The following is a 12,729-nucleotide window of genomic DNA, read 5'->3' on the forward strand; positions in this document are numbered from 1 at the left end:
CATTATAGGGCGCGACGATGCTTGTACGACGACTATCGATGCGCGGCCCTCGCTTGCAGCGCTTACCCGGGCTTCTATTGATCACGTGATTGCATGCAAAGAACAATTCGTTGATACACGAAGCAGTGCGGCGTAGAGTTCAAGTACCGCATGAAGTGACGTACGCGCGGCCGTTTTGAGAAAAGCATGAGTCGGCTCGTTTTGACTCAATGCCGAAGCGGCATGCACGACGCAAGACAGCAAGACTGCAGCAGAGATTTGGAAAGAAGCCACGTGGGCCGAGCACGGCGCGGACGCCCCTGGCCTGGAAGGAGACGAGCAATGATGCGAGAAGTAACCGGGGCGTTCTGCGGTGCACGCAGACTGGACGAAGCACTCGAAGATCTGCGGGCGGAAGGCATTGCTACCGACCGTATCCGCGTGGCGAGCATGAGCGGCTTCGCCGACTTTCAAATGTCGATTGCACTCAGCGCGAGTTCGCCGACGCAATGGATCGTCGCGGAGCACCTCGGCGTTGCCGACCCGTACGTCGCGCCTTTCGATGTCGAATTATCGGGCGACGACATTCTTCCCGCCTTCGCACGTGACACCTCGCACGAGTCCGACGACTGCGCCGCCGGTATCACGCGAGTCATCGTCAGCATCCGCGACGATGCCGAGATGCGCGCTGTCTGCGATATCTTCTCGCGACTCGGCACCGACGACATCGACGCGGAAAGCCCGGTAGCCTGAACTATCCGGCTGGCGGACACGCGTTACTGCGGCGCCGTCTCCACCGGCTTCGCTTTCTTCTTGTGCTTGAAGTGGAAGCCGCCCTTGTGCGTGCTTCCCGGCGTCGACGTATTGTCCCCGCCGACCGTCGGTGCGGCTGTCGCTGCGCCGTGCGCATTGCCGCCGCCCGCGCCACCATTGCCGTTCCCGCCGGCCTGTGCCATCGCGACACCCGAAGACAGTGTTGCGCCCGCCGCCAGTACGACCAGCCACGTCAGTCTGTTTTTCCTCATTTCACTCCTCTCTTGCTGGATTAGGTTAGTCGCCGCGTGCTTGATGGCATTCTGCATGCAGCGTGCAGAATGCCGCATGCATTCGTTTGCACGCGGCGGTTCGGCGAGCGGCGTCCTGTTTCACTTGGTGCCGCCATGCCGCAAGACCTTCTCAGCAGGTTTCGTGCGCGTTCCTATGTGATCGTCTCGGACCTTCGTTCAGACCGGTACTTCGCCTTCGGCGTACGCTGCGTCGAAGAGTGCTTCGAGCACGGGATGAACGCCGCGCATCGGATCGACCACGCGCCTTGCCCAGTTGAAATAGTCCCGTTTCCTCTCTGAATCCCAATCCGCAGGCGGCATGGCCACGATGTCGCGCAGGTTGCAGATCTTGTCCGCGAGCTTGACGAGCTTGCCTGATCGCTGATTCGCGCCGCGTGCTCGATCTGGAGGCGCTTGCGCTCGGCCTTCGGTAATGACTTGTCGTCGGTCACTTCCATCACGATCGGCGCGACGTCTTCCCCGAAAATCTCCGCCAGTTCTGCTGGAGACGTGTCGGTGTCCTCGACCGTGTCATGGAGAACCGCCGAGATCAGCACGGCTTCGTCTGTCACGCCGGCTTCATTCGCAAGCACGTTTGCAAGTGCGATCGGGTGATTGATGTAGGGCGACGCCTGCGCGTCCTTGCGTCGTTGGTTGCGATGCTTGGCCGCCGCAAACGCCATCGCTTGAATGAGTCGATTCATCAATTGCTCTTCCCCTGTGTGGTTCATCGTACAGAAAATTCAGACGCCGTCTCCGACTAACTAGTGCGATTCATTCCTTATTCGCGCGTCGATAGACTTTCTTTAATATTAATTTTCGCGCGCATTTCATTTGCCTTGCACTGCGCAAATCAGAATTGCAACTTACTCCACGCGTAGCGGTAAAAAAGCACAGTGCAATAACTGACTCAAAGCCAACGCGATTTCCGTCGCGGAAAAGCGAAGACGTCCGTCCGGCAAGACGCAGCGCTCATGAAGGACCACCGTGCGCCATCGCACGGACGGCTCCCCCTTTTAATTCGTTAAATACGATAAAACTACCTCGACGGTGCGTGCGAGGGCTCTTCGAGCCTAAACAATTCTTTGAGCAAATCACCACCACCTGTACACCCCGGCCTAAATAACCTTAAAGGGCCCTTGAAACGTAGACCCGTTTCGAACCCGATTGGCCAATACGCTTTGGCCATGTACAAGGGAAACCGACACAAATGAAAACTGAATTGCGCCGCATCCTTTCCGAGTCCGCACGCCTCGACGTGCCCATCGACACACTCTCCGACAACGACGATCTCTACGCCGCCGGTCTCTCATCGCTCGCCACGGTTCACGTGATGCTCGCAATCGAAGATGAGTTCGGCGTCGAGATTCCTGACCACATGCTCACGCGCCGTCTGTTCTCCAGCGTCGATTCGCTCGCCGCCGCTGTCGACGAACTACGTCGTTCGCAGGCGGCAGCATGAACGCCGCGACGCAGGAGCTGGAAGCGTCGCAACTCGCGCAAGCCGATCGCAGCGCGGCCCCACGCAGCGAAGCCGAGTTGCTGGAAGCCGCGCATCGCGTCGCGGCAATCGCGGCCAAGCATGCGGATGCAGTCGACAAGGATGCACGCTTTCCTGCCGAAGCGATAGCCGCCATGCGCGCCGAGCGGCTTTTTTCCGCGATGGTCCCGACCGCTCATGGCGGCGATGGCCTCACGCTCAGCGGCGTCGCGCACCTGTGCGAGACGCTTGCAAAAGGCTGCGCTTCCGCCGCCATGATCTACGCGATGCATCAAACCCAGGTCGTATGCATCGTCGATCATGGCGTGAACGTGCCGTGGCAACGCGACTTTCTCGCGCGCATGGTGAGCGAGCAGTTGCTTCTCGCATCGGCGACATCCGAAGAAACGATTGGCGGCAACATGCGCACGAGTGCCTGCGCCGTCGATCTCGTCGATGATGCGTTCACTATCGAGAAGCTCGCGACCACCATCTCGTACGGCAATTATGCCGACTGCATTCTGGTGACGGCGCGCCGCCATCCCGATGCACCGGCATCCGATCAGGTGTTGATCGTGGCGCCGCGCGAGACCTGCACGCTGGAACAGCGCGGGACGTGGGACACGCTCGGCATGCGCGGCACATGCAGCGAAGGGCATCGGCTTATCGCGAAAGGATCGGCAGAACAGATCCTGCCTGTGCCCTTCTCGAAGATCGCCGACGAAAGCATGTTGCCCGTATCGCATACGCTGTGGTCGTCGGTATGGACCGGCATTGCATCGGATGCCGTGCACCGCGCGCATCAGTTTTTCCGCAATCAGGCGCGCGGCAAGCCGGGCGCATTGCCGCCCAGCGCATCGCGGCTTTCGCAAGCCGTGACGCTCGTGCGCATGATGCAGGCGCGTTTGCGCGAATCGCTCGCGGCCGTCGAAGCGGCGCAACGCGAACGTGCAACGCGTCAGGCCAGTCACGCCGAAGATATCGATGCGCCGCTGACCGCGTCCATCGGCCTCGCGTCCGACCTCAACATGCTGAAGCTCGCCATTTCTCAAACGGCGGTGAACGTCGTGCAGGAAACGCTGATGATCTGCGGCATGGCGGGCTATAAGAACGACACGCCTTTTAGCGTCGGGCGGCACTTGCGTGACCTGCATTCCGCGCCGCTCATGATCAGCAACGACCGCATCGAATTGAATACGGCGAACCTGCTGCTTGCGCAGCGCGCCGCAACCGGGGACCTATAACGATATGAACATGCCGACCGAACAAGCCGCGATCATGGCTGACGCAGAATCAAAAACGACGCAGGCTGCTTACGACAAATCAGACCTGACTCTGCGCGACCGATTGATCGAAGCGGGCATTCTCATCGACACGGGCGAAGATGGACTCTATGGCCGCAGCGCGATCTTCGAAGATATCGTCGAGCGCCTGAATCAGGCCATCACGCTGCTCGGCGCGGACCAGCACGCCGAAGTGCTGCGCTTTCCGCCGGCCATGCGTCGCCGTGATTTCGAAGATAGTGAGTACCTGAAGAGCTTCCCGAATCTGGCCGGCACGGTTCATTCGTTCGCGGGCAACGACCGCGGGCATCATCGCCTGCTCGAGGCGCTCGACAAGATCGTGCATATCGGCGAAGAAGAAGAGCGTTCGGATGAATGGATGGATCAGCAAAAGCCGACACGTCTCGTCCTGACGCCGGCCGCGTGCTATCCGATTTATCCGCTCGTTGCGAAGCGCGGAAATCTCGCTAAAGACGGCGCAACGTTCGACGCATTCTCGTACTGCTTCCGTCATGAGCCGTCCATCGATCCGGGCCGCATGCAAATGTTCCGCATGCGTGAGTACATTCGCGTCGGCAGCCCTGAGCAAGTCATGGCATTCAGACAGAAATGGATCGAGCGCGGATCGCTGCTCGTGAAATTGCTGCAATTGCCGTTCGAGATCGACCTCGCCAACGACCCGTTCTTTGGACGCGGCGGCAAAATAGTCGCGGATAGCCAGCGCGCACAAGAGCTCAAGTTCGAATTGCTCGTGCCAGTGGCCACGCCTGACCGTCCGACCGCATGTCTCTCGTTCAACTATCACATGGAGCACTTCGGCGAATTGTGGAACATTCGCCAGGCGGACGAGAGCGTCGCTCATACGGCATGCGTGGGCTTCGGCATGGAACGCACGACGCTCGCCCTCTTCCGTCATCATGGCCTCGACGTGAAGGCATGGCCCGCACCGGTACGTGAACTGCTGTGGGGCAATGCAGCGCCGATCATCGCCGATGGTCTTTCCAACCTGGGCAAAGCGGCATGAACGCACGCTCGCCCGCTGAAGCGCTGACTGGCACAGACGACGAAGCAAGCCGCCATGCATTGCATCGCGGCGAGCGTGTCTGGCTCGAAACCAACTGCTATGTCGATTTGTGGATCGAGCTCTTGCACCATCTGGGCTGCGATCCGCATGCGGCGCTCGGTTTCACCGTGACGCAGGCATTCGAGGGGGATCAGTTCACGTTTCCGAAGTTCTCGCTCGATGACATAGGCAGGCTCTACGGCCTGCAAGCGCAAGAGCTTGCCATTTACGACACGCTCGAAGCACACGTGTGCGAACAGACGAAACGCGGGCATGTCGTGGTCGCCGAAGTCGACGCATTCTATTTGCCCGATACGCGCGCCACCGCTTATCGGCAAACTCACTCAAAGACGACCATCGCAGTCGATTCGATCGACGCTCAGGCCAAACGCATCACGTATTTTCATAACGCCGGCTATTTCGCGCTATCGGGTGAAGATTACGATGCGGTATTCAGACTGACGCCCGAACTGGCCAGCGACGTGAACGTGCTTTTCCCTTACGTCGAATTCGTCAAGCGCTTGCGGGCGCCGCTGGAAGGCGACGCGCTCGTGCAACGCTCCGTCGACTTGCTCAAGCTGCGTCTCGAGGATCGTCCCGCGACGAACCCGATTTCGCAATGGCGCGCGGAATTTCCCGATCATTCACGTGCCCTGCTCGAGCGCGATGTGGCGTACTACCACCTGTACACGTTCAACGTGATGCGTCAGCTTGGATCGAACTTCGAGTTGCTGTCGAAGTATCTTGCGTGGCTGAATGCGCACGGCGTCGATATTCCAGTGGATATTCAATCGAACGCACAAGCCATTGCAAGCGAAGCAATGGTGATGCAGTTCCGTCTCGCGCGTGCGCGCATGCGCTCGCGTTCCGATCCTTGCACGGATTGCTTCGACTCACTCGAAGCAGCGTATGACAAGGTCATCGAGCCGCTTGCCGCGCGCTTTCTTTGAACTCACCTAAAGCCTGAGCCTCGCGTACGCACGGCTCAGGCTTGCTTTTAGAAAAAAAACAACTCGAAGGAAATGCCATGCACGTCTCGCCGCTCGCGCCGCGCCGTCTGGACGCCGGCTGGCAATGCGTGAGCACGCCCGCAGGCGCGTGCCCGACACCTGAAACGCTCGATACGTTCACGAACTGGCTCGACGCGCCCGTGCCGGGAACCGTCGCGTCCGCGCATCGCGCTGCAGGCATTCAAGACGACTCACTCGCGCAACCGTATGCGATGTTGGATCACTGGTATCGCACCACGCTCGAAGTGAACGGCAAGCGACGCCTGCGTTTCAACGGACTCGCGACCATCGCGGAAGTGTGGATCGACGGCCGCAAGGTGCTCGATTCGGATTCGATGTTCGTCGCGCACGATATCGACATCGAAATCGCGGGCAAAGCGACGCTCTTTCTTTGTTTCCGCTCCATTGCTCCGGCGCTTGCTGCAAGACGCGGTCGCGCACGCTGGCGTCCCAAGCTCGCTCAACCCGCGCCCCTGCGTAACGTCCGCACGACGCTGCTCGGGCATATGCCCGGCTGGTGTCCCGCGATACAGCCTGCGGGTCCTTGGCGTGCAGTGGAAATGATCGGCGAGTCTTCCGCATCGATCGACCGCGTGGAGATGGCATCGAATGTGGATGGCAGCGACGGCCTGCTCGATGTCACCGTGCGGTTCTATCACGCCCAGGCGCCCGAAGATCTGCGCCTCCAATGCGGTGAGGCATCGGTGGCGCTTCACTGGCGCGATGCGCATACGGTGACAGGCCGTGTGCGCGTGCGCGATGCACGCTTGTGGTGGCCGCATACGCATGGCGAAGCGGCGCGCTATGCAGTGAAAATCGCGGGTGGATCGTTTGGGGAAATCTCACTCGGTCATACTGCTTTTCGTTCGATCGAAGTGGATCGCGGCGCGGATGGCGCGGGCTTTCAACTCGTCGTGAACGGCGTACCCGTGTTTGCTCGCGGCGCATGCTGGACGTCCGCCGATATCGTCGCCCTCGACGCACCTCGCGAGAAGCTGAGCGCGATATTCGAAACGTGCCGTCAAGCGGGCCTTAACATCATTCGTGTGAGCGGCATAACGCTCTACGAATCGGATACCTTTTACGAACTGGCCGACGAGCACGGCATGCTCGTATGGCAGGACTTCGCATTCGCCAATTTCGATTACCCGACCGACGAAGCATTCGAGCGAAGCGTGCAACGCGAAGCGGAGCAATTCCTTGCGCGCACGCGGCGCTTCGCATCGCTCGCCGTCTTGTGCGGCGGAAGCGAAGTGCATCAGCAGGCGGCCATGCTCGGCCTTCCCTTCGACGCGTATCAGCAGCGGCTCTTTACCGAGCAATTGCCTGCGATCATCGCAACGATGCGGCCGGATGTGCCGTACGTCGTCAACTCACCGAGCGCAGCACCCGGCGACACGCGATCGATGCCCTTCGGAACGCGCGGCGGCGTCACGCATTACTACGGCGTCGGGGCCTATCAGCGTCCCTTCGACGATGCACGTCGCGCACAGGTCCGCTTCGCATCTGAATGCCTCGCGTTCGCGAACGTCCCCGACGACGTGGCGTTGCGCGCAGTGCCCAACGCATCGCGGCCGCATGAGCCGCGATGGAAGATCGGCGTACCGCGCGATCCGGGTGCGGCCTGGGATTTCGACGACGTACGCGAGCATTATTTGCGAACGCTCTATGACGTCGACGTCGCCCGCTTGCGATACGAAGATCCCGAGCGCTATTTGACGCTCTCGCGCGCCGTGGTCGCCGATGTCATCGGTGCAGTGTTTTCCGAATGGCGTCGCAAGGGATCGATATGTGCGGGCGGCATCGTGTGGAACATGCTCGATTTGCGCGCGGGCTCGGGGTGGGGTGTGATCGATGTATTCGGCGTGCCGAAGAGCGCCTTGCATGGCCTGGCACGCGTGCTTCAGCCCATTCAGGTGCTGATCACCGACGAAGGCCTCGACGGTCTCGATGTGCATCTCGTGAACGAAACCGCGCACGACATTTGCGTTCGCGTGGACATGGCGTGCTTGCGCGATGGCGCGCTCAAGGTTGCGGGCGGCTCACGCGAACTCACGCTCAAGGCACGCAGCGTCGAGCGAGTGAATTCGAGTGAGTTGAATGGCGCCTTTTTCGATATTGCGTATGCGTACCGTTTCGGTCCTCGCGCGCATGATGCAACGCATGTGCGGCTAAGTGATTTGGATACCGGCATCGTACTGTCCGAAGCCTTTCACTTTCCGGACATGACTGTTCGCGAGCGACGGGATGTGGGTCTAAGCGTTGCAGTCGAACAGAACGATGGCAAGTGGACGCTCGAGATCAGTGCAACGGAACTTGCACGCTGGGTGCACGTGGTCGATCCGAATTACTATGCCGCCGTCGACTGGTTCCATCTGGCGCCCGGCAGCACGCGAACGGTCCCGCTCATTGCCCGCAACGCCAACGTGCGCCAGGCGCCGGAAGGCGATGTATTCGCGATCAACGGTATGCGCGGCGCTACGTATCGCGCTTGAGCAAAACGAGAACAGCACGGGCGAGAAGGACTGTCAGCAAACGTTTTCTAAAGAATTCCTTAAGCGCTTCCGTTATCCGCTGGCTGCAAGACAAGGCGGACAGGCTGCGCTTTTATCCGATCGTCAAGGTCGGCGTGACGTATCGCTTTTAAGCGATTGCGCGAATCGGCGGCGAACCGTAAAGCCAAGCAGCGATTTTTGTCTTGCTAAGATTTTCGCGTCCGTCGCCTAGAGGTCCGCGTATGTCATCCCGCTTTTCGCTCGTCCTCTTCGACATGGAAGGCGTGCTGACTCACTATGACCGCACTGCGCGCGTCGTGCATCTTTCCTCTGCAACGGGTTGCGATGCCGCCGCCATTCGTCACGCTATCTGGGATTCGGGGCTCGAAGCGCGTGCCGATGCCGGCGAAATAAGCGAGGACGAGTACCTTCGCCTGCTTGGCGATATGTTGCGCTATCCCATGAGCCGCGAGCAATGGCTCGCCTCGCGCCGCGCATCGATTACGCCCAATGCACAGACGCTCGCGCTCGCGGAAAAGGTTCGCAATCGGTGCCGCATTGCCATTCTCACGAATAACTGCGGTCTCGTCACCGATCATCTCGACTATCTGAATCCGCCTGTAGCGGCGCTTTTTAAAGATGCAGTGCATTCGTCGGCGACATTCGGCGCGACCAAGCCGGCAGCGCGAGCTTATCTCGGCTGTATCGAGCGCATAGGCGTGCAAGCCGGCGAGACGCTATTCATCGACGACACCGAGGCCAACGTGCAAGGCGCCATCAACGCGGGCCTTGCGGGCTATCGGTTCGTCGATGCGGAGTCGCTTGCACGATTCCTCGCACAACACGGCCTGCTTTAAGGCGCTATTGAACGTACGACGCCAGTCCGTTCCCGAACGACCAGTCCTCGCGCCGATTCGGTGCAAGCACGATCAGCACGTCGTCGGGCCGCAAACCTGGCGAAGCGGCAAGACGTGTTGCAAGCGTCTTGTAGAACGCCTTCTTGGTTTCGAGATCGCGCCAATCGCTTGCAGTAATGTGGATGAAAACAAGATCGTCGCTTCGCTCGACACCGAGATAATTCGCGTCGTAAATGAAGTCGTCTCGGTCGCGTTGTTCTATGAGTTGAAAGCGATCCGTAGCCGGAACCTGAAACGCTTCGACCAATGCCTCATGGATCTGATCGGAAATAGCGCGAACGTACTCGCGCGATTTGCCTTTGATGAGTGAGATTCTAACGAGGGGCACGATGATTCCCCGGTGACATGACGTGACTCACTCTACGCCGCCGCGCGGTCATCGAAAATTCAAAAGTTTCGAACCGAAAGCATCACGGAATCGAACGATCAACGCGCCCGCAACGCATCGACGATACTCAAGCGCGACGCCCTTAGCGCAGGAAGGAAGCCACCCACGAAGCCCATCAAGAGCGAAAACAGCGCGGTACGGACGACGACCGATGGCGTGAGAATGAAGCGGAAGGACAAGTCGGCAAACGTCTGAAAATTGGTGGTGGAAAACGAGGCAAACTGCATGAGCGCGGCACAGCACAGACCCGCCACGCCGCCCACCAACCCGAGCAAAAGCGCTTCGAGCAGGAAGGCAAGCAGCACGTCCACGCGCTTGAAGCCGAGCGCGCGCAATGTGCCAATCTCAGCCACGCGGTTGGCCACCGACGCGTACATCGTGATCATTGCGCCGATCATCGCCGCAATCGAAAAGATGATCGTTAGCGTGAAGCCGAGAATATTGATAAAGGTCGAAAGCGCCTTGGACTGATCGCCATAAAAGACCTGTTCGCGCTTCGCTTCATCCGCGAGGCGCGGGTCTATGTCGATATCGCTTTTGAAGCGTTCGAACGCATCGCTGCGCGCGAGGCGCACGATCATCGACGAGTAAGTCGTGCGGCGAAACGACTGCATCAGTTGATCGACATCGCCCCATATTTCCGAGTCGAACCCACTGCCGCCTGCATCGAAGTGCCCGACGATCGTCCAGTCGCGCTGCGCAAAGCGCAAATGCTCGCCAATGCGCGTGCCACCGAAGCCTTTGGCAATGCTGCTGCCGACGATGATTTCCGACGATCCATGCCGGAACATGCGCCCCGCCGTGAGCTTTACCTGAGGACGCAACTCGACGCCCAATGAAGAGACGCCGCGAATCACCACATTGGCCGGCGTGTTCGTGCCGAGCTTGGTGAGTGAAATCAGCACGACCGTCTCTTTCGATGCAAGCGGCTCGCCATCGCCATTGAGCGCGACCGAAGGATGCATCTCCATGACATTGGCCTGCGCGCGATCGATCGAGCTTTGTATTTCCGTTTCCGCGCCCTTGCGAATGACGACGACGTTGTCGCGCTCGCCCGTTGAGACGAGTGTCTTCTTGAGGCCCGCATCGAGCATCAGCACGGTGGCAAAAACGAATACGACGAGCGCGAGGCCGCCCGCGGTCAGCATCGTCGTGAGGCGGCGCGCCCATAAGTTGCGCGCGACATAGGAAACGGGAATGGCCATCGTCGCGTGTCCTCAGCCGATGGCGCGCAGGCCTTCGACGATCCGCACGCGGCTCGCCTGCACCGCCGGCACGATCGCCGCCGCGAGCGCAACGGCGAGCGCACACGCGGCCTGCAAGAGCATGGTCTCGCGTGACACCTTGAAGACCGGAAACACGCCGCCCGTCGCGTGCTGGAACACGACGGCGGCGGGCGGTGTCAGCAGCATGCCGATGCCGCCGCCAATCGCGCAAATGGCAAGCGATTCACCGAACACGAGCACGGAAAGAAACGTGGGGCCGAAACCGAGCGCCTTGAGCGTCGCATATTCGACGGTGCGTTCGCGCGCGCTCATCGCCATAGCATTGGCCATCACCGCCATGATGATGAGAATCACGACATATGACACCACACGTATCGCCGCGATGATCTGATTCGACATCGCGACGAAGCCGAGTTGAAACGCCTGTTCCGTCTCGGTCAGCGTCTCGGCGAGTGAGTTCTTGAAGACACCGTCGATATTGCGTGAAATGACTGCGGCCTGATCCGGATTATCGATTCCGACGACATACACGCCCACCTGATCGACATTGCGCTTCGTGGTCTTGCGAATCGTTTCATTCAGGTATTCCCAGTGAAACACGAGTTGCCGCGTGATAGTGGATTCGTCGCGCCCTTCCATGATGCCGCGCACTACGAAATCCCACGTGCCCGGATAAATGGTGCCTTTGAGCGGAATCACGTCGCCGACCTTGAAGCCGTACTGTGTCGCCAGTTGCCGTCCAATAAGACAGCCTTTGCGGTCGCGGCGATAATCCGAAAGCGCTTGCGGCGAAACGATGAACTCGGGATACAGATCGAGATAGTTATCCGACACGGCGAACTGCGCGAAGAAATTCTTCGGATCGCGATAAATGCCGCCGAACCAGTTGGAACGCGCGACGATGGTGACGCCGTCCACGCCGCGTATGCGATTCTCGTAAGCAAGCGGCAAGGGAAAGACGAGTGAGATTGCATTGCGCGTGACGAGTCTTGCATTCGATGCCGCCGCCGCGCCCGCATACCACGCATCGACGACCGTATGCAGCAAGCCATACGCAAGCACGGCGATGGTCAGCCCGAGCACGGTCAACGCGGTGCGCAGCTTGTGGCGCGTCGCGTTGCGCAGAATCAGCTTGAGCGCGTACATGGCTTAGCGCGCCTCGCCATCGATCAATTCCCCTTTCTCCAGATGCACGAGCGCTCTGGCCGCGTTCGCTGCATGGGCATCGTGTGTGACCATGATGATGGTCTTGCCCAGGCGTTCGTTGAGGCGCTGCATCATCGTGAGCACTTCGCCTGCGGATGTGCGATCGAGGTCGCCGGTCGGCTCGTCGGCGACGATCAATTGCGGGTCCGTGATCAACGCACGCGCAATGGCCACGCGCTGCTGCTGCCCGCCCGAGAGTTCCGAAGGATAGTGACTCGTGCGCTCGCTCATGTTGACCATGTCGAGGACCATCGCGACGCGCTCGCGCCGTTCCGCGCGCGAGAGACGCGTGAGCATCAACGGAAGCTCGACATTCTCGAACGCGGTGAGCACGGGCATCAGGTTATAGAACTGGAAGATGAAGCCGACATGCGATGCACGCCAGTCCGCAAGTGCGGCTTCAGGCAAGCGCGTGATATCGAGTCCGCCGACGAGCAGCTCACCGCTATCCGGCCGGTCGATGCCCGCGATCAGATTGAGCAACGTACTCTTGCCGGAGCCGGACGGACCCATCAACGCGACAAAATCCCCTTCTGCGATGGACAGCGTGATGTCGGTCAACACCGGCACCGTTTGCACGCCGCGACGATACGACTTCGCGACGTGGCTGATTTGAACGAGCGGCGCGGTACTCAC

General features: G+C 59.9%; 12 protein-coding genes and 1 pseudogene. 7 read left to right on the top strand and 6 right to left on the bottom strand.

Annotation, left to right across the window (positions count from 1 at the left end):
• Positions 1-321: 321 nt before the first annotated feature.
• Complete coding sequence (locus AWB72_RS12995; RefSeq protein WP_040052472.1) at positions 322-732, top strand: hypothetical protein; 411 nt, start codon at positions 322-324, stop codon at positions 730-732.
• A gap of 23 nt (positions 733-755) precedes the next feature.
• Here AWB72_RS12995 and AWB72_RS13000 read toward each other — a convergent pair whose 3' ends face one another.
• Positions 756-1,004: a hypothetical protein gene (locus tag AWB72_RS13000; RefSeq protein ID WP_040052473.1), complete on the bottom strand. Its 249-nt coding sequence runs from the start codon at positions 1,002-1,004 to the stop codon at positions 756-758.
• Between the two features lie 198 nt (positions 1,005-1,202).
• Positions 1,203-1,729: pseudogene (locus tag AWB72_RS13005) on the bottom strand (HD domain-containing protein).
• Positions 1,730-2,235: 506 nt separating this feature from the next.
• Here AWB72_RS13005 and AWB72_RS13010 point away from each other — a divergent pair.
• From AWB72_RS13010 to AWB72_RS13035, 6 genes are all read left to right on the top strand, one after another.
• The gene (locus tag AWB72_RS13010; RefSeq protein ID WP_040052474.1) at positions 2,236-2,487 is read left to right on the top strand and encodes an acyl carrier protein; all 252 of its coding nucleotides are present in this window, start codon (positions 2,236-2,238) and stop codon (positions 2,485-2,487) included.
• Positions 2,484-3,749, top strand: coding sequence for an acyl-CoA dehydrogenase family protein (locus tag AWB72_RS13015; RefSeq protein WP_040052475.1), 1,266 nt, complete (start codon positions 2,484-2,486; stop codon positions 3,747-3,749). Before AWB72_RS13010 ends, AWB72_RS13015 begins: the two co-directional genes overlap by 4 nt.
• Positions 3,750-3,753: 4 nt before the next feature.
• Positions 3,754-4,812: an amino acid--[acyl-carrier-protein] ligase gene (locus AWB72_RS13020; RefSeq protein WP_040052685.1), complete on the top strand. Its 1,059-nt coding sequence runs from the start codon at positions 3,754-3,756 to the stop codon at positions 4,810-4,812.
• Positions 4,809-5,801 (top strand): DUF1839 family protein, encoded by a 993-nt coding sequence (locus AWB72_RS13025; RefSeq protein WP_040052476.1) that lies wholly within the window; start codon positions 4,809-4,811, stop codon positions 5,799-5,801. Before AWB72_RS13020 ends, AWB72_RS13025 begins: the two co-directional genes overlap by 4 nt.
• Positions 5,802-5,878: 77 nt before the next feature.
• A complete protein-coding gene (locus AWB72_RS13030; RefSeq protein ID WP_040052477.1) occupies positions 5,879-8,356 on the top strand; it encodes a glycosyl hydrolase 2 galactose-binding domain-containing protein in 2,478 nt (825 codons plus the stop codon).
• Between the two features lie 242 nt (positions 8,357-8,598).
• Positions 8,599-9,213: an HAD family hydrolase gene (locus AWB72_RS13035; protein ID WP_040052478.1), complete on the top strand. Its 615-nt coding sequence runs from the start codon at positions 8,599-8,601 to the stop codon at positions 9,211-9,213.
• A gap of 4 nt (positions 9,214-9,217) precedes the next feature.
• Here AWB72_RS13035 and AWB72_RS13040 read toward each other — a convergent pair whose 3' ends face one another.
• The 4 genes from AWB72_RS13040 to AWB72_RS13055 all read right to left on the bottom strand — a co-directional run bounded on the left by AWB72_RS13040 (position 9,218) and on the right by AWB72_RS13055 (position 12,729).
• A complete protein-coding gene (locus AWB72_RS13040) occupies positions 9,218-9,601 on the bottom strand; it encodes a tautomerase family protein (RefSeq protein WP_040052479.1) in 384 nt (127 codons plus the stop codon).
• A gap of 98 nt (positions 9,602-9,699) precedes the next feature.
• The gene (locus AWB72_RS13045; RefSeq protein ID WP_040052480.1) at positions 9,700-10,866 is read right to left on the bottom strand and encodes an ABC transporter permease; all 1,167 of its coding nucleotides are present in this window, start codon (positions 10,864-10,866) and stop codon (positions 9,700-9,702) included.
• A gap of 12 nt (positions 10,867-10,878) precedes the next feature.
• Entirely contained in the window at positions 10,879-12,033 is a 1,155-nt protein-coding gene (locus AWB72_RS13050; protein ID WP_040052481.1) for an ABC transporter permease, read from the bottom strand.
• A 3-nt stretch (positions 12,034-12,036) separates the two neighbouring features.
• Entirely contained in the window at positions 12,037-12,729 is a 693-nt protein-coding gene (locus AWB72_RS13055; RefSeq protein ID WP_040052482.1) for an ABC transporter ATP-binding protein, read from the bottom strand.

This window comes from Caballeronia concitans (genome assembly GCF_001544615.1).
GTDB lineage: Bacteria > Pseudomonadota > Gammaproteobacteria > Burkholderiales > Burkholderiaceae > Caballeronia > Caballeronia concitans.

What these genes read in the sequence shown, in the direction of transcription:
- AWB72_RS13035 (WP_040052478.1), top strand. Translation starts at nt 8,599, where the DNA reads ATGTCATCCCGCTTTTCGCTCGTCCTCTTCGACATGGAAGGCGTGCTG.
- AWB72_RS13030 (WP_040052477.1), top strand. Translation starts at nt 5,879, where the DNA reads ATGCACGTCTCGCCGCTCGCGCCGCGCCGTCTGGACGCCGGCTGGCAA.
- AWB72_RS13045 (WP_040052480.1), bottom strand. Translation starts at nt 10,866, where the DNA reads ATGGCCATTCCCGTTTCCTATGTCGCGCGCAACTTATGGGCGCGCCGC.
- AWB72_RS13000 (WP_040052473.1), bottom strand. Translation starts at nt 1,004, where the DNA reads ATGAGGAAAAACAGACTGACGTGGCTGGTCGTACTGGCGGCGGGCGCA.
- AWB72_RS13020 (WP_040052685.1), top strand. Translation starts at nt 3,754, where the DNA reads ATGAACATGCCGACCGAACAAGCCGCGATCATGGCTGACGCAGAATCA.
- AWB72_RS13025 (WP_040052476.1), top strand. Translation starts at nt 4,809, where the DNA reads ATGAACGCACGCTCGCCCGCTGAAGCGCTGACTGGCACAGACGACGAA.
- AWB72_RS13015 (WP_040052475.1), top strand. Translation starts at nt 2,484, where the DNA reads ATGAACGCCGCGACGCAGGAGCTGGAAGCGTCGCAACTCGCGCAAGCC.
- AWB72_RS13050 (WP_040052481.1), bottom strand. Translation starts at nt 12,033, where the DNA reads ATGTACGCGCTCAAGCTGATTCTGCGCAACGCGACGCGCCACAAGCTG.
- AWB72_RS13010 (WP_040052474.1), top strand. Translation starts at nt 2,236, where the DNA reads ATGAAAACTGAATTGCGCCGCATCCTTTCCGAGTCCGCACGCCTCGAC.
- AWB72_RS12995 (WP_040052472.1), top strand. Translation starts at nt 322, where the DNA reads ATGATGCGAGAAGTAACCGGGGCGTTCTGCGGTGCACGCAGACTGGAC.